General features: G+C 72.8%; 21 protein-coding genes and 1 pseudogene. 8 read left to right on the top strand and 14 right to left on the bottom strand.

Features of this window, described 5'->3' with window-relative positions:
• Window positions 1-156: 156 nt before the first annotated feature.
• The gene (locus ACZ499_RS21740) at window positions 157-636 is read right to left on the bottom strand and encodes a hypothetical protein (protein ID WP_468677121.1); all 480 of its coding nucleotides are present in this window, start codon (window positions 634-636) and stop codon (window positions 157-159) included.
• 354 nt (window positions 637-990) lie between these two features.
• Between ACZ499_RS21740 and ACZ499_RS21735 the strand changes: the two genes are divergently transcribed.
• On the top strand, window positions 991-1,650 hold the full coding sequence (locus ACZ499_RS21735) for a class F sortase (RefSeq protein ID WP_468677119.1): 660 nt from the start codon (window positions 991-993) through the stop codon (window positions 1,648-1,650).
• Window positions 1,651-1,662: 12 nt separating this feature from the next.
• On the opposite strand, the gene ACZ499_RS21730 is transcribed toward ACZ499_RS21735, so the two are convergent.
• Window positions 1,663-2,517: a polysaccharide deacetylase family protein gene (locus tag ACZ499_RS21730; RefSeq protein WP_468677118.1), complete on the bottom strand. Its 855-nt coding sequence runs from the start codon at window positions 2,515-2,517 to the stop codon at window positions 1,663-1,665.
• 107 nt (window positions 2,518-2,624) lie between these two features.
• Window positions 2,625-5,912: a bifunctional lysylphosphatidylglycerol synthetase/lysine--tRNA ligase LysX gene (gene lysX, locus ACZ499_RS21725; RefSeq protein WP_468677116.1), complete on the bottom strand. Its 3,288-nt coding sequence runs from the start codon at window positions 5,910-5,912 to the stop codon at window positions 2,625-2,627.
• 329 nt (window positions 5,913-6,241) lie between these two features.
• Between lysX and ACZ499_RS21720 the strand changes: the two genes are divergently transcribed.
• Window positions 6,242-6,691: a universal stress protein gene (locus ACZ499_RS21720; RefSeq protein WP_468402825.1), complete on the top strand. Its 450-nt coding sequence runs from the start codon at window positions 6,242-6,244 to the stop codon at window positions 6,689-6,691.
• 90 nt (window positions 6,692-6,781) lie between these two features.
• Here the strand turns inward: ACZ499_RS21720 and ACZ499_RS21715 are convergent, their stop codons facing one another.
• Window positions 6,782-7,993: a CapA family protein gene (locus tag ACZ499_RS21715; RefSeq protein ID WP_468677114.1), complete on the bottom strand. Its 1,212-nt coding sequence runs from the start codon at window positions 7,991-7,993 to the stop codon at window positions 6,782-6,784.
• A gap of 318 nt (window positions 7,994-8,311) precedes the next feature.
• Here ACZ499_RS21715 and ACZ499_RS21710 point away from each other — a divergent pair, with 318 nt between their 5' ends.
• Window positions 8,312-8,833 (top strand): sigma-70 family RNA polymerase sigma factor, encoded by a 522-nt coding sequence (locus ACZ499_RS21710; RefSeq protein WP_468677410.1) that lies wholly within the window; start codon window positions 8,312-8,314, stop codon window positions 8,831-8,833.
• On the opposite strand, the gene ACZ499_RS21705 is transcribed toward ACZ499_RS21710, so the two are convergent.
• Window positions 8,752-8,940, bottom strand: a complete 189-nt coding sequence (locus tag ACZ499_RS21705) for a zf-HC2 domain-containing protein (protein ID WP_385543451.1) — start codon at window positions 8,938-8,940, stop codon at window positions 8,752-8,754. The two genes, ACZ499_RS21710 and ACZ499_RS21705, sit on opposite strands and share 82 nt — an antisense overlap.
• Window positions 8,941-9,061: 121 nt before the next feature.
• Here ACZ499_RS21705 and ACZ499_RS21700 point away from each other — a divergent pair, with 121 nt between their 5' ends.
• Window positions 9,062-9,553 (top strand): hypothetical protein, encoded by a 492-nt coding sequence (locus ACZ499_RS21700; RefSeq protein WP_468677112.1) that lies wholly within the window; start codon window positions 9,062-9,064, stop codon window positions 9,551-9,553.
• A 30-nt stretch (window positions 9,554-9,583) separates the two neighbouring features.
• Here the strand turns inward: ACZ499_RS21700 and ACZ499_RS21695 are convergent, their stop codons facing one another.
• A complete protein-coding gene (locus ACZ499_RS21695) occupies window positions 9,584-10,345 on the bottom strand; it encodes a LytR/AlgR family response regulator transcription factor (protein ID WP_468677110.1) in 762 nt (253 codons plus the stop codon).
• Window positions 10,346-10,431: 86 nt separating this feature from the next.
• Between ACZ499_RS21695 and ACZ499_RS21690 the strand changes: the two genes are divergently transcribed.
• Window positions 10,432-11,079, top strand: a complete 648-nt coding sequence (locus ACZ499_RS21690; RefSeq protein ID WP_468677108.1) for a zf-HC2 domain-containing protein — start codon at window positions 10,432-10,434, stop codon at window positions 11,077-11,079.
• Window positions 11,080-11,199: 120 nt separating this feature from the next.
• Here ACZ499_RS21690 and ACZ499_RS21685 read toward each other — a convergent pair whose 3' ends face one another.
• The 5 genes and pseudogenes from ACZ499_RS21685 to ACZ499_RS21665 form a co-directional block, all read right to left on the bottom strand.
• Window positions 11,200-12,060: an Fpg/Nei family DNA glycosylase gene (locus ACZ499_RS21685; protein WP_468677107.1), complete on the bottom strand. Its 861-nt coding sequence runs from the start codon at window positions 12,058-12,060 to the stop codon at window positions 11,200-11,202.
• Between the two features lie 33 nt (window positions 12,061-12,093).
• Window positions 12,094-12,297 (bottom strand): annotated as a pseudogene (locus ACZ499_RS21680) (hypothetical protein); the annotation flags it as partial.
• Between the two features lie 94 nt (window positions 12,298-12,391).
• Window positions 12,392-14,431, bottom strand: a complete 2,040-nt coding sequence (locus ACZ499_RS21675) for a SpoIIE family protein phosphatase (protein ID WP_468677105.1) — start codon at window positions 14,429-14,431, stop codon at window positions 12,392-12,394.
• 37 nt (window positions 14,432-14,468) lie between these two features.
• Window positions 14,469-15,743 carry a DUF6777 domain-containing protein gene (locus tag ACZ499_RS21670; protein ID WP_468677102.1) on the bottom strand — a complete coding sequence of 425 codons (1,275 nt, stop codon included), beginning with the start codon at window positions 15,741-15,743 and terminating at the stop codon, window positions 14,469-14,471.
• Between the two features lie 168 nt (window positions 15,744-15,911).
• On the bottom strand, window positions 15,912-16,073 hold the full coding sequence (locus ACZ499_RS21665) for a hypothetical protein (RefSeq protein ID WP_468677100.1): 162 nt from the start codon (window positions 16,071-16,073) through the stop codon (window positions 15,912-15,914).
• A 393-nt stretch (window positions 16,074-16,466) separates the two neighbouring features.
• Here ACZ499_RS21665 and ACZ499_RS21660 point away from each other — a divergent pair, with 393 nt between their 5' ends.
• A complete protein-coding gene (locus ACZ499_RS21660) occupies window positions 16,467-16,997 on the top strand; it encodes an inositol oxygenase family protein (RefSeq protein ID WP_468677407.1) in 531 nt (176 codons plus the stop codon).
• Window positions 16,998-17,063: 66 nt separating this feature from the next.
• Here the strand turns inward: ACZ499_RS21660 and ACZ499_RS21655 are convergent, their stop codons facing one another.
• Both ACZ499_RS21655 and ACZ499_RS21650 read right to left on the bottom strand, forming a co-directional pair.
• A complete protein-coding gene (locus ACZ499_RS21655; RefSeq protein ID WP_468677098.1) occupies window positions 17,064-18,590 on the bottom strand; it encodes an SDR family NAD(P)-dependent oxidoreductase in 1,527 nt (508 codons plus the stop codon).
• Between the two features lie 117 nt (window positions 18,591-18,707).
• Complete coding sequence (locus tag ACZ499_RS21650; protein WP_468677405.1) at window positions 18,708-19,400, bottom strand: (2Fe-2S)-binding protein; 693 nt, start codon at window positions 19,398-19,400, stop codon at window positions 18,708-18,710.
• Window positions 19,401-19,719: 319 nt separating this feature from the next.
• Between ACZ499_RS21650 and ACZ499_RS21645 the strand changes: the two genes are divergently transcribed.
• Complete coding sequence (locus ACZ499_RS21645) at window positions 19,720-20,661, top strand: DMT family transporter (protein WP_468677096.1); 942 nt, start codon at window positions 19,720-19,722, stop codon at window positions 20,659-20,661.
• Here the strand turns inward: ACZ499_RS21645 and ACZ499_RS21640 are convergent.
• Window positions 20,631-21,833, bottom strand: a complete 1,203-nt coding sequence (locus tag ACZ499_RS21640; RefSeq protein WP_468677094.1) for a transglycosylase family protein — start codon at window positions 21,831-21,833, stop codon at window positions 20,631-20,633. The two genes, ACZ499_RS21645 and ACZ499_RS21640, sit on opposite strands and share 31 nt — an antisense overlap.
• Window positions 21,834-21,997: 164 nt before the next feature.
• Between ACZ499_RS21640 and gndA the strand changes: the two genes are divergently transcribed.
• On the top strand, window positions 21,998-23,440 hold the full coding sequence (gene gndA / locus ACZ499_RS21635; protein WP_468402849.1) for an NADP-dependent phosphogluconate dehydrogenase: 1,443 nt from the start codon (window positions 21,998-22,000) through the stop codon (window positions 23,438-23,440).
• Window positions 23,441-23,536: the final 96 nt, after the last annotated feature.

Genomic DNA, 23,536 nt, shown 5'->3' with positions numbered 1-23,536 from the left:
AGAGGTGGGCATCTTTTTTGTTTCGTCGGTGCAGCAGAAAAGAAAAAAAACCGTCCCCTCCGAGAAAAAAAAACCCACATACCTCTCTGCCCCCCCGAGTCCTGGCCAGGACTCGGGGCGACGGGCGGTTCGGCTCTGTCCGGGAGGTTCGGCCGGTCAGACCCGCCCGACGGTCGTGCGGCGGCGCCGTGCCACGAACACGGCACCGCCGATAGCGGCCAGCGCGACCAGGGACCCGCCCACGGCCATCTCGGTCTGGGTCGGACCGGCGGAGCCGCCGAGCCCGCCCATCGCGCCGCGGCCGGGGAGCACGGTGAAGCTGCGTGTCTCCGTTCTGGGGTTGTCGTTGCAGCGGACCGACAGGTTGTACGACCCGGGGGTGATGTGGTCGTGGATCCTGGCGGTCGCGAATCCGGTATCCCCGCCCGAGAGGGACGTCGGGGAAAAGGCGTTCGACGTCACGATGCCGCCGTGGCCGCAGCCGTTGGCCGTGATCGTCAGCGTGGAGCCCGGGTGCACCGCGCTCGGGTTGACGGTGACGTTGCTCGGGCCGAAGTTGGCGGAGGCGAGTGGGGCCGAGAGCCCCACCGCCGCGAAGGCGGCCACGGCCACCGGGAGAGCGCGTGCAGCACGCATGGTTGAACCTCCGAGGGAGGGCGCCCCAAAGCCGTGCTCCGGGAAATTCGACGAGTACGCCTCCCATGACGAACCCTCACCGGACGCTCTTCACCTCGCATGTCGCGCTGGTCCACCCTGGTGAGCCGACACGCCGGTGGACGGACCGCCGATCTGACGGACCTGCAGGTCACAGACCGTCAGAACTTTTATCGGACCATGACACGGATGGGTCATCCCGGGGTACCGCCCCGGGACGGCGCCCCGAGGGAGCCGTCACCCCCGTCACCACCCGTTCGCACCTCCCTGATCGCCGGAGTGCGATCACGCCCTTACCGTGCCTACAGGTGCACGGAGGGCTTTGGAGGGAGCGAGATGCGGCAGGAAGAGGGCGGCTCGGAGCATCGCAGGCGGTCGCCGTGGGGAGCGCTCGCCCTGGTGATGCTCACCGGTCTGGCTCTGATGCGGAACGGCGCCGACGTCACGATGGGCCCCCCGCAGCCCGCGGCGGCCGCCGCCCTGACGGGCAGGCACGAGGTGTTCGTCCCCACAACGTCCCTCACCCCGGTCGAGCCGCTGACGTACGCGCCGGCCTCCCGGATCAAGATCGGCGCGATCAAGGTCGACGCCCCGGTCATCGAGGTCGGCATCGACCAGGACGGCTGGGTGCAGGCGCCTCCGCCGGACGACCCCAATCTGGCGGGCTGGTACCAGAACGCGATCTCCCCCGGCCAGAGCGGCACCGCCGTCATGGTCGGCCACGTCGACACCCTGCGGGGCCCCGCCGTCTTCTACGGCCTGGGCTCGCTCACGAAGGGCAACCACGTCGAGGTGACCCGCTACGACGGGCACGTAGCCGTCTTCGAGGTGTACGGCGTCGAGGTCTACGACAAGAACAACTTCCCGGGCGCCCGGGTGTACGGCGACACCGGACACCCGGAGCTGCGGGTGATCACCTGCGGCGGCGGCTTCACCCGCGCCAAGGGCTACGACGGCAACGTGGTCGTCTTCGCCCGCATGGTCGCCACCCGCTGAAGCGGCTCGGCCTCAGCGCCGCTTGGGCGGTACGCGCAGGTGGTAGCCCGAGGTGAGCAGCCTGGGCAGATAGGTGCGCAGCGCCGCCACGCTCTGCGAGCGGTCGCCCCCGGCGTCATGCGAGAGCACCACGACGCCCGGGGCGGCGCCGTCCCGGATCCGGCGCACGATCGTGTCGGTGCCGGGCGTCGTCCAGTCGAGCGTGTCGAGGGTCCAGCCCATCGGCTCCATGCCGAGTTCGGCGCCGATCTGGAACGAGTTGCGGTTCCAGGCGCCGTAGGGCGCGCGGAACCACTGCGGCCGCTCGCCGAGCACCTCCTCGATCACCTCGCTGGTGCGGGTCATCTCGTCGCGTACCGCGTCCCGCGACATCTTGATGAGCAACGGATGGGTCCAGGAGTGGTTGCCGATCACATGCCCGTCGTCGCGCATCTCGCGCAGCAGGTCGCGGTTGTCGGTGGCCATCTCGCCGCAGACGAAGAACATCGCGCGTACGTCGTGCTCGCGCAGGGTCCGCAGGATCTCCGGCGTGTAGCGCGGGTCGGGGCCGTCGTCGAAGGTCAGCACCATGGTGGCGGGGCCGAGCTGGGGCATGCTCAGGAACGGCCGGCGCCGCACCGGCGGCAACGCGGTGCGGTACTGCGACGGGGCCTCGGCGGTCATCGGTTCGAGGCGGTACGCGGTGGACTTCAGCCGGGGTGCGGCGGCCTGCGGGCCGGCGGCGGGCCCGGCGGCCGCTCCCGTGGCCCCGCCCTCCGGCGCGCCGGTGTCCTCGGCGGTCAGCATCCGCAGGGCGGCGGCGGCTCCCAGACAGGCGCCGACGCGCAGGAGCGTGCGCCGCCCGGGGAGCATCTCATCCTTTTTCATGACCCATGGCTCGCACGGCACACGGCCCCGGCGGCTGAAGCGCACCGCCCGCGCGGCCGAAAACACCCGTTGGGACGCACCCGGGGCGGACCGTTGACGTCCGAGGCTCAGTGGCGCCGCACCAGCGGGAACGGCAGTGTTTCACGGATCGTCAGACCGGTGAGAAACATGACGAGCCGGTCCACGCCGATGCCGAGCCCGCCGGTGGGCGGCATGGCGTACTCCAGCGCGTCCAGGAACTCCTCGTCCAGTTCCATCGCCTCCGGGTCGCCGCCCGCCGCGAGGAGCGACTGCGCGGTGAGCCGGCGCCGCTGCTCCACCGGGTCGGTCAACTCCGAGTAGGCGGTGCCGAGTTCGGTGCCGAACGCCACCAGGTCCCAGCGCTCGGCCAGCCTGGGGTCATGGCGGTGCTGGCGGGTGAGCGGCGAGACGTCGGTCGGGAAGTCCTTGTAGAACGTGGGCAGCTGGGTCTTCTCCTCCACCAGCCGTTCGTACATCTCCAGGGCCACATCGCCCCGGGTGTTCTCGGGCGTGTGCGGGATCCCGGCCCGGTCGCACAGCCGGCGCAGCTCCCGCTCGTCGGTGTCGGCGCCGACCTCCTCGCCCAGTGCCTCGGAGAGCGCCCCGTACAGCGTCCTGACCGGCCAGGGGCCGGAGATGTCGTGCTCCACGAGCCGCCCGTCGGGCCCGGCCTTGTGCGCCACCGGCGAGCCGAACGCGGCGGTCGCCGCGCCCTGGATGAGCTCGCGGGTCAGATCGAGCATCACGTCGTAGTCGGCGAAGGCCTGGTAGGCCTCCAGCATCGTGAACTCGGGGTTGTGCTTGTACGAGACGCCCTCGTTGCGGAAGGTGCGGCCCATCTCGAAGACCTTCTCGACCCCGCCGACGCAGAGCCGCTTCAGATACAGCTCGGGAGCGATCCGCAGATACAGGTCCAGGTCGTAGGCGTTGATGTGGGTGGTGAAGGGGCGGGCGTTGGCGCCGCCGTGGATCTGCTGGAGCATCGGGGTCTCGACCTCCAGATAGCCGCGGTCCAGCAGGCCCTGGCGCAGCGCCTGGACCGCGGTGGAGCGGGCCCGTACGACGTCGCGGGCCTCGGGCCGGGCCACCAGGTCGAGGTAGCGGCGGCGCACCCGGGCCTCGGGGTCGGCCAGGCCGAGCCGTTTGTCGGGCAGCGGGCGCAGACACTTTCCGGTCATCTGCCAGCCGGTGGCGAAGAGCGAGTACTCGCCCTTGGCCGTGGTGCCGGTGGTGCCCGTGGCGGTGATGTGGTCGCCGAGGTCGACGTCGCGGGTGAAGTGGTCGAGGACGTCCGCGCCCGTGCCATCCCGGGTGAGCGCCAGCTGGAGGTCGCCCGACCAGTCGCGCAGCACGGCGAAGACGACCCCGCCGAAGTCGCGTACCGCCATGACGCGCCCGGCCACCGTGGCGGCCGTTCCCGCACCGGCCTCCCGCAGCTCCGCCAGGGTGTGCGTGCGCGGCGGGATGACCACCGGATACGGTTCGGCGCCCTCGGCGCGCAGCCGCTCCAGCTTGCGGTGGCGCACCCGCACCTGCTCGGGCAGCTGCCGCTCCCCCGCCCCCTCGGCGCCCGGCTCGGACAGGCCGAGCGCCTCGATGGACGGCAGGCCCTCGGTGGTGCCCGGGCTGGTGACGCCCCTGGGGTGCCCCTTGCCCCACAGCTTGCGCAGACTGGGTACGGAGACGAAGCCCTCGGCGATGCCGGAGGCGAGCCCCACGCGGGCGAGCGAGCCCGCGTCCCCGTAGCAGAGGAAGCGCGGGAACCACTGCGGCTGGTACTTCACGTTCGACCGGTACAGGGCCTCCAGCTGCCACCACTTGGAGAAGAACAGCAGCAGCCTGCGCCACAGCCGCAGCACCGGGCCCGCGCCGATCCGGGCGCCCTCCTCGAAGGCGGAGCGGAACACGGCGAAGTTGAGCGAGATCCGCCGTACGCCCAGCTTCGGCGCGTACGCGCAGAGCTCGGCCACCATGAACTCCATGACGCCGTTGGGCGCGCTGCGGTCGCGCCGCATCAGGTCCAGCGAGATGCCGTCCGGGCCCCACGGCACGAACGAGAGCAGCGCGATGAGCGTGCCGTCGGCGGCGAAGGCCTCCACGAGCAGACAGTCGCCGTCCGCCGGGTCGCCGAGGCGGTCGAGGGCCATGGAGAAGCCGCGTTCGGTCTCGGTGTCCCGCCAGGCGTCGGCCCGGTCGACGATCTGGCCCATCTCCTCGTCGGTGAGCGCCGAGTGGCGGCGGATCCGGGTGGTGGCGCCGGTGCGGGCGACCCGGCGCACGGCCTGCCGGGTGACCCGCATCTCGCGGCCGTCCAGGTCGAACCGGGCGACGTACAGGATCGCCTCGTCGCCCAGCTGCATGGCGCCCAGACCGTGCCGGGCGTAGACGGTGGCGCCCTCCTCGGAGGCGCCCATCACGGCGGGCGCCCAGGCGTACTTCCTGGCCACGTCCAGCCAGGCGGCGATGGCGGGCCCCCACGCCCCGGGGTCGCCCACCGGGTCACCGCTGGCCAGCGCGACCCCGGCCTCCACCCGGTAGGTGACGGCCGCCTTGCCGTTCGGCGAGAACACGACCGCCTTGTCGCGGCGGGTGGCGAAGTAGCCGAGCGAGTCCTCCCGGCCGTAGGCGCGCAGCAGGGCCCGGATGCGCGGCTCCTCGTCGCCGTGCAGCGCGGCCTCCATGCGCTGCGAGCGGAAGAGCGTGGTGGCCGCGCTGAGCAGGGCGATCGCGCCGAAGAGGCCGAGGAAGAAGTAGAGCGGGCGGGGCGGGCGGCCGTCGAACTGCCCGTTGGAGGCGAGCCCGCCGAGCACCCGGTTGGTGGCCCACAGCAGCCGCTGGCCGCGCGGGAGCGTACCGGGGAAGATCTCCACCAGACCCCAGCCGGCCAGGATGCCCGCGGCGAGCCCGAGCACCAGGACGAGCAGCGCCCGGTGGACGGCGCCGCGCCGGGTCTCGGCGTAGAACTCGCCGCGCGCCAGGATCAGCACGAGCAGCGCGGCCCCGCACACGATGCCGTTGGCGGCCCACATCCACTCGGCGACGGCGACGAGCAGTGCGTCGGCGAGGAAGAGCAGCCCGAGGTAGCCGACCACCAGCCACCAGGCGACCTTCTTGCGGGCGCCGATCGCGGCGGCGAGCAGCAGCAGGAAGACGGCGTAGGCGAGGTTGCCGCTGACGGGGACGGTGACCCGGTCGAGGAACCAGGAGACCGGCCGCAGCCATCTGCGCAGGACGGGCACCAGCGCGATGGCCCCGCAGAACAGCCCGAGCCCGGCGAAGAACATCGCGAAGGCCTCCGGCACCCGGCTCAGGAACCGGGACCGCGAGGGCGTCCGGGCCCGTGCCGGTATGGGCGTCTCCTCGCTGACACTCATGCCTTGCACTCTAGGGAGCGGCACGCCGGGCCGCCTGTCGGACGCGCCCCGGCGTGCGGCCAGGGCCTGTCCGGTGGATCTGGTCGGCCCCGGCCCGGGCGCCTGTTCGGTGCTGGTGAGCGGGTGTCCGGTGGGTCCGGCTGCAAGGCGGGGGATCGAGGCGACGCGTTGGGGTCTCCCCTGCTCGAACGAAGTTGAGACCTTGGGGAAGTCGGTGATCGACGACAACGCCGCTGGCGGTCCCCCTTGGCCCTCAAGGCCTTGGGGGAGGGCGTGCCGGACACCCGCGCGCCGACCAGATCCACCGGACAGGCCCTAGCCTCGATGGCGTGACAGCATCCTTCGAACGCGGTACGGACGGTCCCAAGGTCATCGTCGTCGGGGTGGACGGCTCCGACTCCTCGCTGCGCGCGGCGGCGTACGCGAGCGGTCTGGCCCGGCGCCAGCACGCGCTGCTCGCGGTGGTCTACGTCCAGCCGCTGGTGACCGCGGGCGCCGCGATGGGGGCACCGATCGCCGACACCACCGAGGAGATCGCCGAGGGCCTCGCCGAGGAGATCCGCGCGGCGGCGGAACGGGTGAGGGACATCTGGACCGTGCGCTGGGAGTTCCACACCCTGCGCGGCGACGCGTACGGGGGCCTGGTGACGGCCGCCGACGAGCTCAAGGCGGACGCGGTGGTGGTGGGCGCGTCGGAGTCGGCGGGCCACCGCATCATCGGCTCGGTGGCGATCCGCCTGGTGAAGGCGGGCCGCTGGCCGGTGACGGTGGTGCCGTAGGAGTGTGCGGGTCTTCGTTCCTCTGCGGGCCGTGCCCCCCGCCGGTCTGCGCACGAACGGGGCCCGGGGCGCGGCCCCTCGGGAAACGGCCTACCGCTCCGCCATCCTCAACCCGTCCCGCGCCGCCCCGCGGCCCAGCACCGCCTCCCGGATCTCCGTCTCGGCCGTGCGGTAGTCCTCCCGGTCGGGGGAGGTGCGCAGGGCCTCGGGGAGGTTGACGACACGGCCGCGGTCCGCGTCGACCCACTGGGGGACGAACTCCGCCTTGGTGACCTCCCAGCGCGCCCCCGCCCGCGCGGGCGGCGCGAACGTGAAGCGGGCGATGGAGCTCATGTTGCCGCGCGGGTCGCGCGCGCCGGTGTTGTTGAACATCTCCCCGGCGATCTGGTCGCCCTCGCCGTAGACGATCCAGGTGCCGTTGACCTTCTCGTACGCCTGCGGGATGTGCGCGTGCGTGCCCAGGATCAGGTCGATGTCGGGGCGGCCGCCGGTGCGGGACGCGGTGAGCGCCCTGCCCAGCTGGAGCTGCTGCTCGTCGGGCTCGGTCTGCCACTCGGTGCCCCAGTGGAGGCTGACGACGACCACGTCGGCCCCCGCCCGGCGGGCCGCGCGCGCGTCCGCGAGGATCTTCTGCTCGTCGATGAGGTGGACGGCCCACGGCTGCCCGTCGGGCATCGGATAGCCGTTGGTGTCGTACGTGTACGCCAGCTGGGCGACCTTGGCGCCGCCCGCCTCCAGCAGGGCGGGGGTCGCGGACTCGGTGGCCGTACGGCCCGAACCGGTGTGCTTGAGGCCCGCCTTGTCGAAGGCGCGCAGGGTCCGGGCGATCCCGTCGGCCCCGTCGTCGAGGCTGTGGTTGGACGCGGTCGAGCAGGAGTCGTACCCGGTGTCCTTGAGCGCGGCGGCCACCTGCGGCGGCGACTTGAACGCCGGATAGCCCGTGAAGGGCCCGCCGTCCGGCCCGTACACCGTCTCCATGTGACAGATCGCCAGGTCCGCCCGGGAGATCAGCGGCCTGACCCCGGCGAGCATCGGCCGGAAGTCGTAGCCGTCGCCGCTCGCGTCGGCCGCGGCGCGCTCGATGGTCGAGGAGTGCGGCAGTACGTCACCGGTCGCGACCAGCGTGAACGCGCGCGGCCCCGCAGCCGCCGAGCCGCCGGCCGGCGACGGCGTGCCGGGCCGCTCGGAGTCCTGGTGGTGCGGCAGGCGCGCGGGGGCGGGGTGCTCCGCCGCGCACCCGGCGGTCGCGGCGAGGGCGAGGGCCGCGACGGCCGCCGTCCGCCGGCTCGTTCTGCTGGTCATGGCACCGGGCTCCATGGGTCGGAAATGTCTGATGGGTTATCAGATATCCATATCATGCATATTTGACCTGATTCCCCAACCGTTCGCCGCACCATTCGCCGCTCCATTCGACCGTTCGTCGCATGTGGTGGTCCGGCGACTGTCCCTTCGCGCCCGGCTGCGCTCGGATACGGGCTGCGGCCTGCGGATTCTCGGGAAGGGAGCACCACGGTGAGCACGGATGTCTCGGATGCGGCCCCACGAGGTGCGGCGCCGCCGCGGCGGTACACCCGCGAGCCCGATCTGGCGGCGCTCCAGCGCGAACACGGCCCCGCCCTGATGCACTTCCTGCTCGGCCTCACCTACGGCGACCGGCAGCGCGCCGAGGACCTGCTCCAGGAGACGCTGGTCCGGGCCTGGCAGCACCCGGAGGCGTTCGAGGGCCCGTACGCCTCGATGCGGCCGTGGCTGTTCACCGTCGGGCGACGCCTCGCGATCGACGCCCGCAGGAACCGGCAGGCGCGGCCGGCCGAGGTCCACGACGCCGTGCTCGACGCGCGCGTGGAGGCGCAGGACGACCACGCCGAGCGTTCGGCGGCGACGCTTGACGTACGGGACGCGGTGCGCACCCTGAGCCCCGGGCACCGGGCGGTGCTGGCGCAGATCTACTTCCGGGGGCTGAGCGTGGCCGAGGCGGCCGAAGTCCTGGGGGTGCCGTGCGGCACCGTCAAGTCCCGTTCGTACTATGCTCTGCGGGCCCTGGCGCGGGCCCTGCCGGGCTACTCGTCCGGCGGCCCGTCCGCCAGGTCCTCCTCGGAGAGCAGGGCCAGCATCGAGGGTGCCTCCGCGACCTCCAGGTAGGCCGCGCGGCAGCCGGAGCAGATGCGCAGATGACCGGCGACCCGGCGGTCCTCGTCCGGCGCGAGGGCGCCGAGGACGTACGCGCCGAGCAACTGCCGCACATGCATGGGCACCTCGTGTGGGACGACGGATCCTGCCCTTCTGGCCACGGCGGGCACGCGCCCCCGGTTCAATGCTCCCTGGAGCTCCCTGGAGCGCCTGGACAGTCGATGAAAGAGGCGAGACGGAATGCGTCCGGAGGGTACGAACGGGACCAGTGGTGGCGAGCTGCTGGTGCCGATGGCATGGATGTACGCGGAGTACATCGCCGACGAATTACTGCGCACCGGCGATCTGATGCCGCCGACGACGCTCGAATTCAGGGCCGGACGCAACGCCTTGGCGTTGACGATCTTCCTGTCGGACGGCGCGGTCGGTGGCGCGCGGGTGGTGGCACAGCTCGACGAGTGGAGTTCGCTGACCGCGGCCGGCCGGCCGTGGCACAGCTGGGTCCGCGAGCGCCTTCGGGAGCGGGAGGCGGCCGGGTCCGGCCCCGACCTGGCGCTGGCGCGGGACGCGTGGCGGTGGCTGGAGGAGACCGAGCTGCTGGCCGCGGACCTGGACGCGGTGGTGCCGGGCGGGGTCGACCCGCGGGCCGAGGCCGAGGACGAGCCGCGGGTGTGGACCCCGGCGTGGGAACTCGGCCTGCCGCTCGGCCATCTGGCGATCCATCTGTTCTGACACAACATCAGAACAGAAGCGGACGGATCGTCAGCGACCGCCGCGACGCAGCAGCTGGTCGCGGAGGGTACGCGCATGGCGGCGGCTGACGGGGAGCTCGGCCCCGCCGATGCGGACGGTCATACTGCCCGCCTCCAGGCGCAGTTCGTCGATCCTGGAGAGCGCCACGAGACGGCTGCGGTGGATGCGCACGAACCCGTGCGCGCGCCAGCGGTCCTCCAGCGTGGAGAGCGGCACGCGCACGAGGTGGCTGCCGGAGCCGGTGTGCAGCCGGGCGTAGTCGCCCTGCGCCTCGGCGTACGCGATGTCGGCGACGGCCAGGAACCGGGTGACGCCACCGAGCTCGACGGCTATGTGGGCCGCCGGGGACTCATGGACCTCCGGGACCGACGGGGTCCGGTCGCCCGTCATCTCCGCCACCCGGCGCACCGCCTCCGCGAGCCGCTCCCTGCGGACGGGCTTGAGTACGTAGTCGACCGCCTTCAGGTCGAACGCCTGGACGGCGAAGCCCTCGTGCGCGGTGACGAAGACGATCAGCGGCGGCCGGGCGAACCCGGCGAGCAGCCGGGCGACGTCGAGTCCGGTGAGCCCCGCCATGTGGATGTCGAGGAAGACGACGTCGACGCCCTGTTCGTCGTCGGGCCCGGCGTCCAGCGCGCCCCCGATCAGGCGCAGCGCGTCGGTGGCCCCGGTGGCGCCCTCGGCGCTGCGGATCCTCGGATCGGCGCGCAGGAGGTACAGAAGCTCTTCTAGGGCGGGGGCTTCGTCGTCGACGGCCAGTACGCGCAGCATGCGGTCGGATTGTAGGTGCGCCGACTCCTTACTGTCCCTTCCCGTGTGACTTGAGTGATTGGGCCGCCGTCTGCGTACCAGACGGCATGAGGCCGCTGGAACTCCACCGGGACGTCGGAGCGTACGCGCTCGGTGTGCTCGGTGTCGCCGACACCTTCCGCTTCGAGGAGCACCTGGCGGGGTGCGCGCACTGCGCACACCTGCTGGAGGAGCTCGGGAGCGTGGAGGCGCTGCTCGCCGCGTACGCCCGCTGGACGCCCCCCGGGGTGGATCCGGTCGCCGCGCCGTCGCCCGGGCTGCTGCACTCGGCGCTCGGCGCGGTCGGCGTCCGGATGCGGGCGCAGCGCAGAAGGCGGTTCGGCCTCATGGTGGCCGCGGCGGCGCTGGTGGTGGGCGCGCCCTTCGCCGCCCTGAACCTGATGGCGGACCCGGCCGCGCCGCACTGGACGGCGACCGCGTCGGCGCCCGGCGTGACGGCGACGCTGGCGGCCGCGCCCACCGGGTTCGGCACCGACGTCGGGCTCGATGTGGGCGGGGTGCGCGGCCCTGCGGTGTGCACGCTGGTCGCGGTGGGGCGCGGCGGCGAGGAGAACACGGTGGCGACCTGGGCGGTACGGGACGGGGCCCAGGTGACGATGCGGGGGGCCGCGGCGCTGGCGCCCTCCGACATCTCCCGCTTCGAGGTACGGACCCAGGACGGGGCCCGGCTCGCGACGCTCACCAGATCGGGGTGAGGGCGGGGCGGGTTCCGCCTGACGGGGAGGGCTGAGCGCTCCGCTGGAAACGGGGTGCGTCGGCCGCGGGTGTCTGTGGCTGGTCGCACGGTTCCCCGCACCGGACTTCCACAAGCCCGCCTACTTGAGCAGCTTGGACATCCGGCGGTCGGCGAGGATCTTGCCGCCGGTCTGGCAGGTGGCGCAGTACTGGAGCGAGGAGTCCGCGAAGGAGACCTCGCGGACGGTGTCGCCGCAGACCGGGCAGGGCTCGCCGGTCCGGCCGTGCACCCGCATCCCGCTCTTCTTCTCCGCCTTGAGACGGCCCGCCCCGAGCCCGTGCGAGCGCTCCACCGCGTCGGTGAGGGTGGCGCGGACCGCCTCGTACAGCGTGGTGATCTCGTCGTCGGTGAGCCGGTCCACCGGCTTGAACGGCGACATCCGCGCCACGTGGAGGATCTCGTCGCTGTAGGCGTTGCCGATCCCGGCGATCAGCGACTGGTCGCGCAGCGCGCCCTTGAGCCGGCGCCGCTCCCCCGCGAGCAGCCCGGCGAACCGGTCACGGCCGAAGTCGGGGGCGAGCGGGTCGGGCCCGAGCCGGGCGATACCGGGCACCTCGCGCGGGTCGTGGACCAGGTAAGCGGCGAGGCTCTTGCGGGTGCCCGCCTCGGTCAGGTCGAACCCGGCGCCGCCCTCCAGCGCGACCCGCAGCGCCAGCGGGCCCTTGCCGGGGCGCGGCGGCTCGGTGGGCAGCGCGTCCTGCCAGCGCAGCCAGCCGGCGCGGGCCAGATGGACCGCCAGATGGAGGCCGTCGGCGTCGATGTCGAGGAACTTGCCGTACCGCCCCACCGCGGTGACCGTCCGTCCGTCGAGGGCGCCGACCGGCGGGTCGTACGTCTTGAGGACACTGATCGCGACGGGCAGTGCGCGGGTGATCCGGTGGCCGACGAGATGTGTGGCGAGGAAGCCACGGAGCGCTTCAACTTCGGGCAATTCCGGCATACCTCACAGACTAACCAGCCCCGCGAGCTCCTCGCGGCCGCGCGCCAGCGGCGCCATGGGGTAGATCTCCCGCAGCGGGCAGCCGCCCGGGGCCGGCCGGGTACGGGGCGGCGGCACACTGGTGACCAGCACGTCGAGGAGGATACGGGCCGCACCGCCCCCCAGCGGCGCGCCGAACCGGTGGACCAGCGGCGGCAGTTGGTCCGCGAGCAGCGCGACCGCCCCGGCGCCGCGCCCGCGAGGCCGGCTACGCTGCCGACCGCACGAGTGCAGCAGTCAAGCGCCAACGTTCGATTACGGTCAAGTGCGACCGAATGACGGTTTGTTACTGTCAAGCGGCGCGCTCCGGGACGATGAATTCACACCACACGCACTTGCCGCTGCCCCTCGACTCCACGCCCCACACGTCCGCCAGCCTGTCCACCAGCATCAGGCCGCGGCCCGACACCCCGGAGTCGCCCGCCTCGCGGCGGCGCGGCAGGGCGCTGGAGCGGTCCTCGACCTCGACGCGCATCCGGCGCTCGGGCCCGGCCAGGACCCGTACGGTCACGATGGCGCCGCCGTCGGTGTGCATCAGCGCGTTGGTGATCAGCTCGTCGGCGGCCAGCTCGATCTCGTCGGCCCGTTCCCGGGCGCCCCACGCCCGCACCGCGGCCCGGATCATATGGCGCGAGGAGCTCAGCGCCTCCGGATCGTTCTGCGCCACGTGCTGCTGGAGCCGGCCGCCGCTCTGCGGGGCCTCCAGGGCGCGCCGGCGCAGGAGCAGCAGCGCCACGTCGTCGTCGCCCGCCCGGTCGTCGACCACGTCGCACAGCCGGTCGGCGAGCTCCTGGAGGTCGCCGGGCCCCGACCGCACCAGCGCGGCCAGCAGCTGCATCCCGTCGTCGAGGTCCGCGCCGGGCTGCTCGACCAGGCCGTCGGTGTACAGCAGCAGGGTCTGGCCGGGGTCCAGCTCGACCGTGGAGACCGGGTATTCGAGCCGCCCGAACTCGGCCGACAGGCCCAGCGGGAGACCGCCCTCGACCGGCAGTCTGCGGCAGCTGCCGTCGCCGTACCGCAGCAGCGGGTCGACGTGTCCGGCCCGTACGAGCTGGACGACTCCGGTCGACAGGTCGGCCTCGGCGTAGGTGCAGGTCGCGAAGCGGTCGGTGTCCAGCTCGTGCAGGAACACCGAGGCGCGGGCCATCACGGTGGCCGGCGTGTGCCCCTCGGCGGCGTAGGCGCGCAGTACGATCCGCAGCTGGCCCATCACGGCGGCGGCGTGCGTGTCGTGGCCCTGGACGTCGCCGATGACCGCGCCCACACGGCCACCGGGCAGCGGGATGACGTCGTACCAGTCGCCGCCGATGTCCCGGCCGAGCCGGGCCGAGCGGTAGCGCACGGCGATCTGGGCGCCGGGCACCTCGGGGATGCGGCGCGGCAGCATCGCCTGCTGGAGCCCCTCGGCGAGGTCGTGCTCCTGCTCGTACAGGACCGCCCGCTGGAGGCTCTGCGCGATGGAACTGCCCAGCGCCACCAGGAGGTTGCGCTCGTCGGCGGTGAACCCGGTCTTGTCGCTGTAGAGCAGGCCGAGGGCGCCGATCGGGCGGGCCTGGGCGATCAGCGGCAGATAGGCGGCGGCGGTGATGCCGAGGCCGCTGATGTGCGGCCAGAGGCGGGGGTAGGAGGTGGCGAAGTCGTCCGCGGTCTGGATGAACCGGGGGGCCAGGGTGCGCACGACCTCGCTCATCGGGTACTGCTCGTCGACCCGGGTCCAGCGGGTGCCCGGCACGAAGCTGTCCTCGGGACCCTCGGCCACCAGATGGATCCGGCCCGCCTCCAGGAGCCCCATCACCAGGCTGGTGGCGCCCAGGTGTTCCAGGCCGTGCGAGCCCTTGAGCACGTCGATGACGTCCTGCACGGTACGGGCGTGCGCCAGGGCCGCCGTGGTGCTGTCCACCACGCTGGTACTGCGGCGGTGGTCCTCGTCGTCGGCGGCGGGGCGGTCGGAGTACTCGGTGAGCTCCTGGGTGGCGTCCCGGACCACGCCGATGATGCGCTGCGGGCGGCCGGTGGCGGCCCGCCGCACATACCCCTGGGTGTGCGTCCAGCGCGCGGTGCCGTCGCGCAGCCGGACGCGGAAGTAGGCGCCGTAGTGGACGCTGCCGTTCTTCAGCGCCTGCGAGACCATGGCGTCGAGCCGGGTCGCCTCGGCCGGGGTCACCCGGCTGCCCAGCGTCTCGGGCCGGCCGTCGTACTCCTCGGGCTCCATGTCGAAGACGTCGAGCGCCGACCGGTCCATGTGGAGCTGCCCGCTGGTGAGGTCCCAGTCGAAGGTGCCCATGCGGTTGAGGGCGAGGCTGAGACCCGGGGCCGCGGGCCACTCGTCCATCGTCACTCCGATCCTCGGTCCGATCGGGGGGCGTCCGTCAGGAGAGTCCGGCGTCCAAGAGTCCGGCGCCCAAGGGTCCGGCGCCCAAGGGTCCGGCGTCCAAAAGTCCGGCGTCCAAAAGTCCGGCGTCCAAGAGTCCGGCGTCCAGCGGCGGCTCGGTGTCGAAGTCGGAGGTGCCCGACGGCATCTGGCTGCCACCCGACGACTCCGGCGGGAAGACCGGCGGCGGCTCGGAGGGCAGCGTGGGCATCTCGGTGGACGGCGGCGGCACGAGCGGCTCGCTCGGCGTGGCCGGGGTCGACGGAGGCTTCGTGGTCAGCTTGGGGCTGACGGTGACGGTGGCCGTCGGGCAGCCCGGGGACGCGGGCGCGCTCGGCGTGGTGCCGCCGGGCGGCACCGACGGGGGCGACTTCGTCACGGTGACGGTCGGGGCCGGGCTCAGGCACTTGATGCTCGGGGAGGTGCTGGACGTGGACGGCGTGGAGGGCGTGGACTCGCTCGGCGAGTCGGTGACCACCGGCGCCGTCGGGTCGATCTGGATGTCGGGCCGCTCGCGGTCGCGCGTGCCGTTGTCGCCGGTCGGCCGCTCGATCCAGGTGTTGTTGATGACGTTCACGATGATCAGGCTGTTGATGACCGTGGTGGTGCGGTTGATGACGACGGTCCGCTGCGGCTGGTAGCCGGGCCAGGACTGGCCGCGGGAGGCGGCGCCCTGGGTGGCGACGGGCGGCTTCAGCGGGTTGCCGCAGGCGCAGCGCACGCGCGGGGTGCCGTGGTCGTCGACCATGACCGCGGTGCCGGCCTGGAGCACGGACTGGAAGGCCGTGGCGTGGCCGTCCTTGAAGCCGTGGTTGGTGACCCGGGTGTCGGCCCGCAGCACCACGGGGGTGAGCCCGCGCAGGAACGACGGGAGGTCGTCCTGGTTGATCCCGACGGTCTCCGAGAACGCACGCGCCTTCACCCGGTCGGCGTTGAGGAACCGGATCTGCTGTTCCACGTCGCAGCTGGCCACCGACTGGGTGCCGCCGTAGAGACCGGGCGTGGAGCCCGCCACGGCACGGACGGTCTGCACGGTCGACGTGGGGCTGCTGGGGGCGCTCGGCGGCGGCTGCGAGGGCGTGGGCGGCTTGGCGGCCTTGGCCGTCGACTCCGTGAAGGGGTCGGGGCCCGTCGCGGCGACCGGCTGCAGGAACAGCTCCTTCTGGTCGGAGGCGCTGTTGCCACTGCTGCTGTCGCCGCCGCAGGCCGCGACGAACACTCCGATGGACATCACGACTGCCGCCAGGGTGAACCGGCGCGGGATCGGGCGCACTTGGATCTCCCACCTTTCGCCCCGAGTTATCCCTTATTGTCTGCCGGATGCCCGCCGGTCCCGCAAGCGGACGACCGGCATCCGTGTGGCCCGGAGGGATCACGCGCGCCGCACAGGAACGACGTGTGCCCCCTGCCGGAACAGGGGGCACACGTCGCACGGACTCACTCAGTCAATGCCAGGCAGGATGTGCGGCTCGGCCAAGTCGTCCTCGTAACCGGCCAGTCGGATCGGGGCCGAACGGGCCCAGACCTCTAGGTTGCGGAGCTTTTCGGGCCGGGCCGGCCGGTCGCCGCGTTCCGGCGTCGTCCGCTCTTCGGGTTCTGTCATCTCTGGTGTCACCGCGCACTCCTCTGTGTCGCGTAACCCTGGGCGTACTGGCGGCTCCGGTCTTCCCGGTCGCCGGCCGCTCAGGGGGGCAGGGGGCAGGGGCAGTTCTGACGCGGTGGCGCCGGCACTCTGTCGGGAGTCCGGCCAAGGTTGCAGGCCGGTCCCGGAACGGGCATCGAGGACTGGTGGATCCTTTGATGGCTTCCGTCGGGGTCAGAGTAACCAAATGAGCGGGGCCCCGCTCGATGGGGTCATTTCCTTTGCGTCAACTTTCCTTCGCCGCGCGTTCAGCACGGAGTTCATCCAGCCATGATCTGCTGACCGGCGTCGGCCGCCACCCGGGGAGGAGTTCACGTGGACCTGCCGAGCCAGCCTCGGTCCGTCGCGGAACTGATGGACCTGCTGCACGCCTGCCGGGACACCTGGGACACACCGGACCGCAGCGGCGATCCGGTCGATCTGCACGACCACGCGCTGCAGACCGCCCATCTGCTGCGGCGCGCCCATCCGAGTGACAAGGAACTCCAGATCGCGGGTCTCGTCCACGATCTGGGGCATCTGCTCCGTCCGGGTGACGACGCCGGGCACGCGGACCACGCGGCGGACGCGGTGCGCCCGCTGCTGGGGGCGCGGGTGGCCCGGCTGGTGCGGCTGCACGTTCCGGCCAAGCGCTACCTCGCGGCGGTCGAGCCCGACCGGACGCTGTCACCGCAGAGCGAACTGACCCTGCGGGCGCAGGGCGGGGTGATGACGCCCCAGGAGGCGGACGCCTTCGCGCTCGACCCGGAGGCCGGGTCGGCGCTCACCCTGCGCCAGGCCGACGACGCCGGAAAGGCCGTCGGCCTGGACGTGGGCGTGATGGAGGACTGGCGGCCGGTCCTGGAGCTGGTGGCCGCGCGGCACGGCGGCGCGTACGGAGCCTGACGGCCGGCACACCGGTGGCCGGATTCCCCCGGGGAGCCCGGCCACTGTTCGCTTGCCCGGTGCGGTCTACCAGTTTCCGGGCGCGTAGTCCTTCATGAAGACGCTGTGCAGGTCCTCGCCCGCCTCGCCGCGCACGATCGGGTCGTACACGCGCGCGGCGCCGTCGACCAGGTCGAGCGGGGCGTGGAAGCCCTCCTCGGCGAGCCGCAGCTTGTCGTGGTGCGGGCGCTCGTCGGTGATCCAGCCGGTGTCGACCGAGGTCATCAGGATCCTGTCGGTCTCGAACATCTCCTGGCCGCTGGTCCGGGTGACCATGTTCATGGCAGCCTTGGCGGCGTTGGTGTTGGGGTGCCCGGCGCCCTTGTAGCCGCGGCTGAAGACGCCCTCCATCGCGGAGACGTTCACCACGTAGGCGCGGCCGTTCGGCGCCTTGCGGGCGGCCTCGGCCATCACCGGACGGAGCATGCTGATCAGGATGAACGGCGCGGTGTAGTTGCACAGCTGGGTTTCAAGCAGCTCGACCGGGGAGATCTGGTCGATGGACTGCACCCAGGTGTTGGTGTCGACGACGTCCGGGAGCAGGCCGCCCGCGTCGATGGCGGTGCCGTCGTGGTGCCGGGCGATGCTGGCGTTGCCCGCGACCAGGGCGAGGTCGGCGACCCGCTGGGCGTCGAGGCCCGAGGTGCCGAGCGGCAGCGCGGCCAGGCCGTCGACCGCGCCGGAGTTGAAGGCGCCGATGACGTGGTGGGCGGGGAGCTCACCGGCGGGCAGCGGGGCGCCCTCGCCGTCGACCAGGGCCGCGTAGGCGGAGGGCAGCCGGCGAACGGTCTGGGTGGCGTTGTTGATCAGGATGTCCAGCGGGCCCTGCTCCGCGGTCTGCTCGGCCAGGGCGACCACCTGCGCCGGGTCGCGCAGGTCGATGCCGACGACTTCGAGGCGGTGCATCCACTCCGCGGAGTCCTCCATCGCCTTGAAGCGGCGGATGGCGTCCTTGGGGAAGCGCGTGGTGATGGTGGTGTGGGCGCCGTCGCGCAGCAGCCGCAGGGCGATGTACATGCCGATCTTGGCCCGGCCGCCGGTGAGCAGCGCGCGCTTGCCGCTGAGGTCGGTGCGGGCGTCCCGGCGGAACCGGTTCTCGGCGGCGCACTTCTGGCAGAGCTGGTGGTAGAAGTAGTCGACCTCGACGTACCGCGACTTGCAGATGTAGCAGGAGCGCGGGCGCTGGAGTATCCCGGCGATCTCTCCGGTGGGGGTCGCGGACGACGGCAGGATGCCCTCGGTCTCGTCGTCGATGCGCTCGGCGGAACCGGTGGCGGTGGCCTCGGTGACGGCCCGGTCGTGGGCGGTCTTGGCGGCCCGGCGCTCCTGGCGGCGGCGCTGCTTCACGGTCCGGTAGATCGCGGCGGTGGCGCGGCGCACGGCGATCGCGTCCGGGTGGTCGACCTCGATGGTGTCGAGCTCGTCCAGCACGCCGAGGCAGACGGCGAGGCGCTCCGGGTCGATGCCGGGGCCGTACTCCACGTCGGGTTCGCCGGGCTCCTGGCCGATGCCGGGACCGTACCCCTGGTCCTGGATGTCCTCTGTCACCGTCATCGCCGTCGCCGTTCCTCGGTCATGTGTGCGGTCTCGCCCGCGAGTGGAAGTTCCCAAAAGCGGAATCGTACGGAGCGAGGGCGCCGCACACCAAACCGCGGGCTTCCCGGCCCCCGCTCAGCCGCGTACGGGCGGCCGGTCGAAGACGCAGTCGCCGCACAGTCCCGCGCCCGGGCAGCGGTAGTAGAGACAGCAGCTGCGGCGCCGGAAGGCCGGGCCGGGGAGCAGGGTGCCGGTGCCCGCCAGGTCGGGGTGGGCGAAGAGCTCTGCGCCGAGCTCCAGCGCCCGCCGGGCCGCGTCGGGGCGGCCCTCGCGCCGCGCCCAGCGGTGCAGTTCACGGACGGCCCCGGCGAGCGCGGAGCCCGCGTTCCCCCACAGCAGACCGGAGGAGACGGGGGTGTCGCGGCGGAAGGCCTCGGCGAGCGGGACGAGGTGGCCGTACTGGACGCTCTCGCGGATCCGCTCGGCGGTGCCGGGCAGCGCCCGGGCCTCGTCGAGCACCAGGTCGTCGGGGGCGCCGCGGCCGCCGTCCCAGGACAGGGCCCGCGGATCGAGGTCGGGCAGCTCGCCGTGGAGCACGGCGGATCCGAGGGAGACCGACCAGAGCCGGGCGACGAGTCCCAGGTGGGCGATGGAGGCGGCGGTCCGGCGCTCGGGCGCGCGCAGGGCGGCCGCGACGGTGTCGATCCGGGCCGCCAGCGGGCCGCCCTCGCCCGCGTACAGCCGCGCCAGCGGCAGGTGCGCGCCGTCGGCCGGTCCGGTGCGCAGCGCGAAGAACCCGCCCACCGATGCCACCGCCGCCAGATCCACCACTCGTCCCCTTTCTTTCCGCCCGCGGGCGGAGCCGCCTGGAAGACCCCTGGAGGACCTCTGGAAGACATGACGTGCCCGCGCCAGGATCGCCGTGATTCTTACAGATTTTCGACCGAACTTACGTACGACTACTACCGGACATCCCATGTCGCACGCTTGACCGAAATGACCTAAACAGACCCATCCTCACCAGCAGTTGTACCGAATGTCCGATGTATGGACGACTTCTGGAGTAGACGCGTACTCCTATGGCAGTACGTGTCAATGCGGTCTCAAGGACGACGACGGAAGGCGATTCGCGAGAGATCGTGGATGCATGAGTGCCCTTGCCCTGTCCGTGCTGCTCTCCCTGGTCTCCGCCGTCGCCTACGCGGCCGCGGCGATCGTCCAGGAGCGCGTGGCCGCGGCCACCCCCGACAGCACCTACCTCCGCCAAGGCGCCTGGTGGGTCTCCGTGGCACTCAACGGTCTCGGCGCCCTGCTGCACGTCGTGGCACTCGCGTGCGGGCCACTCACCCTCGTCCAGCCGCTGGGCGCGCTGACCATAGTCTTCGCGCTGCCGATGGCCGCCGTCTTCGTCCGCCGCAAGGCGGGCGCGGCGGCCTGGCGCGGCGCGGTCATGGCGACGGCCGGCCTCGCCGGGCTGCTCGCCCTCACCACCGACGCGGACGCCGACTCGGTCGGCGGCGGCCAGCGGCTGCTCCTCGCCGCGGCCACCTTCGGCGGGATGGCGGTGCTCTTCCTCGCCTCGCGCGCGGTGCACGGGCCGGTGCTGCGCAGCGTGCTGCTCGCCGCCGCGGCCGGTGTCTCCTTCGGCATGGCGTCGGTCTTCACCAAGCTGGTGGCCGAGGACTGGGACGCGGGCCTCCAGCTCAGCGAGGTGCCCAGCCTGCTGGCCATAGCGGTGCTCGCCGCCGCCGGTCTGCTGCTCTCCCAGGCCTCCTACCGGGGCGCCGGGCTCGCGGCGCCGCTGGCGACCGTCACCGTCGTCAACCCGGTGGTCGCCGCGACCGTCGGGCTCACCCTCTTCGGCGAGGAGTTCCGCTACGGGACGGCCGGTCTGGTCTTCGCCCTCGCCAGCGGCGTCGTGGCGGCGGGCGGTCTGATCCTGCTCACCACCGAGCGGCTGGGCGCGGCCTCCCGCCGCTCACGCACCGAGCACAAGACGCTGCCGGGCATCCCGGCGCCCGGCCAGAGCGCCGAGAGCGCCACGAGCACCGAGTCCGGTCAGAGGCTGACGCCGCCCGCCCTGAGGTAGGCCAGCGGGTCGATGTCCGACCCGTACGCGGGCCCGGTGCGGATCTCGAAGTGGAGATGCGGCCCGGTGGCGTTGCCGGTGGAGCCGGAACGGCCGATGCGCTGGCCGCTGTTGACCTGCTGTCCGGCCCGCACGTTCACCGCCGAGAGATGGCCGTACTGGCTGTACTTGCCGTCGGCGTGCCGGATCACGACCTGATAGCCGTACGAGCCGCCCCAGCCCGCCTCGACGACCTTGCCGGTGGCCACGGCCTTCACCGAGGTCCCGGTGGAGACGGGGAAGTCGACGCCCGTGTGGTAGCCGCTCGCCCAGGACGAACCGGCCTTGTGGTACGGGGTGCTGGGGCCCGCGTCGACGGGCGCGGAGAACCCGGCGGTCTTGTGGCTGACCGGGGCCGTCTTCGGATGCTCCTTGTGCGGGGCGGCGGGCTTCACGGGCTGCGGCTTGGCCGGCTGGTGCTTGGCGGGCTGCGGCTTGGCGGGCCGGTGTGCCGGCGCGGGGCGCGCCTTCGGCGGGGCGGCGGTGTCCGGGAGCGCGAGGCGCTGGCCGGGCAGGATCAGGTCCGGGTTCGCGCCGACGACCTCACGGTTGACGGTGTACAGCTCGTGCCAGCCGCCCCTGACGTGCTCGGTGTGGGCGATCCGGGAGAGCGAGTCGCCGCGCACGACCGTGTACCCCTCGCGCTTGCCCGGGGCCTTGGTGGGGTCGGTCTGCGGCGTGGCCTTCTTGGCCGTCTTCTTCGGCGCGGGCGCGGTCGCGTGGTGCGACTGCGCCGCCGGGGTGGCGTGCGCGGCGCCCCGGGTCAGCCCCGCCTCGCCCGAGCAGACCGGCCAGGCGCCCGGGCCCTGGGCGTCCAGCACCTTCTCAGCGACGGCCATCTGCTCGCTCCTGGAGGCCAGGTCGGCGCGCGGGGCGTACTGCCGTCCGCCGTAGGCCACCCAGGTCGACTGGCTGAACTGGAGCCCGCCGTAGTAGCCGTTGCCGGTGTTGATCTTCCAATTGCCGGTGGACTCGCAGGCCGCGACCTTGTCCCAGACGTCCAGCGAGGCGGCGTGCGCGGCGCCCGCGCCGATCAGGGGCAGGGCCATGCCCGCCCCGCCCGCCGTCACCGTCAGCGAGGCCCGGTTGATACGGCTCGGCTGGTACCGGCGGTGCCGCCCGCGTACGGACATGGGTCCCCCTCGAACGCATCGGGAGTCGCCAAAGTAGGGGCTCTGAACGGACCGTGACAAGAGTGCGTACCCACGCTTCGAAGGGAATGCCGGCCGAGTCGCGGTGCTTGGAGTCTTCCGTAGGGTTGACCGAGCAGCGCACCCGATGATTCAGGAGCACAGCCATGAGTGGAACAGCCCAGATCGGCGTGACCGGACTCGCCGTCATGGGGCGCAACCTCGCCCGCAACTTCGCTCGCAACGGCCTCACGGTGGCGGTGCACAACCGGACGGCGGCCAAGACCCGGGCGCTGGTCGAGGAGTTCGGCGAGGAGGGGCGGTTCGTGCCCGCCGAGACGCCCGAGGAGTTCGTCGCCGCGCTGGAGCGGCCGCGCAGGCTGGTCGTCATGGTGAAGGCGGGTGAGCCCACGGACGCGGTGATCGAGGAGTTCGCGCCGCTGCTCGAACCCGGCGACGTCATCATCGACGGCGGCAACGCGCACTTCGAGGACACCCGGCGGCGCGAGCGCGAGCTGCGCGAGCGCGGCATCCACTTCGTGGGCGCGGGCGTCTCGGGTGGCGAGGAGGGCGCGCTGCACGGCCCGAGCATCATGCCGGGCGGCTCGGCCGAGTCGTACGAGTCGCTCGGCCCGCTCCTGGAGAAGATCGCGGCGAAGGCGCCGGACGGCACCCCGTGCGTGACACACGTCGGCCCGGACGGGGCCGGTCACTTCGTGAAGATGGTGCACAACGGCATCGAGTACGCCGACATGCAGCTGATCGCCGAGGCCTACCACCTGCTGCGCACGGTCGCCGGGTACTCCCCCGCAAAGATCGCGGAGACCTTCCGGGGCTGGAACACGGGCCGCCTCGACTCGTATCTGATCGAGATCACGGCGGAGGTGCTCGCCCATGAGGACGCGGCGAGCGGGAAGCCGTTCGTCGACGTCGTCCAGGACCGGGCCGAGCAGAAGGGCACGGGCCGGTGGACCGTGCAGATCGCGCTCGACCTCGGCGTGCCGGTCTCCGGCATCGCCGAGGCGGTGTTCGCGCGCTCCCTCTCCGGCCACGCGGACCTGCGCGAGGCGTCCCGCGCGCTCGCCGGACCCGCGCCCGAGCCGCTCGACGAGAAGGCCGCCGAGGCCTTCGCCGCCCAGGTGGAGCAGGCGCTGTACGCCTCGAAGATCGTGTCGTACACCCAGGGCTTCCACCAGATCCGGGCGGGCAGCGAGCAGTACGAGTGGGGTGTGGACCTCGGCTCGGTGGCCGCGATCTGGCGTGCCGGGTGCATCATCCGGGCGGCCTTCCTGGACCGGATCCGGGCCGCGTACGACGCCGAGCCCGAGCTGGTGAGCCTGCTCGCGGACAAGCGGTTCGGCGAGGAGATCGGGGCGGCGCAGGAGGACTGGCGCGCGGTGGTCGTGGCGGCGACGCGCCAGGGCGTGCCGGTGCCGGGCTTCTCGGCGGCGCTCGCGTACTACGACGCGCTGCGGGCCGAGCGGCTGCCCGCGGCGCTCACGCAGGGGCAGCGGGACTTCTTCGGGGCGCACACCTATCGCCGGGTGGACCGCGAGGGCTCGTTCCACACGCTGTGGGGCGGGGACCGTACGGAGGTCGAGGCGGGCTGAGCGGCGGGGGGGGGGGGGGGGGGGGGGGGGGGGGGGGGGGGGGGGGGGGGGGGGGGGGGGGGGGGGGGGGGGGGGGGGGGGGGGGGGGGGGGGGGG

The sequence above is a fragment of the Streptomyces sp. NPDC031265 genome, assembly GCF_055570295.1.
Note: the sequence above shows the minus strand (reverse complement) of the source record. Positions and strands in the feature narration are given on the sequence as shown.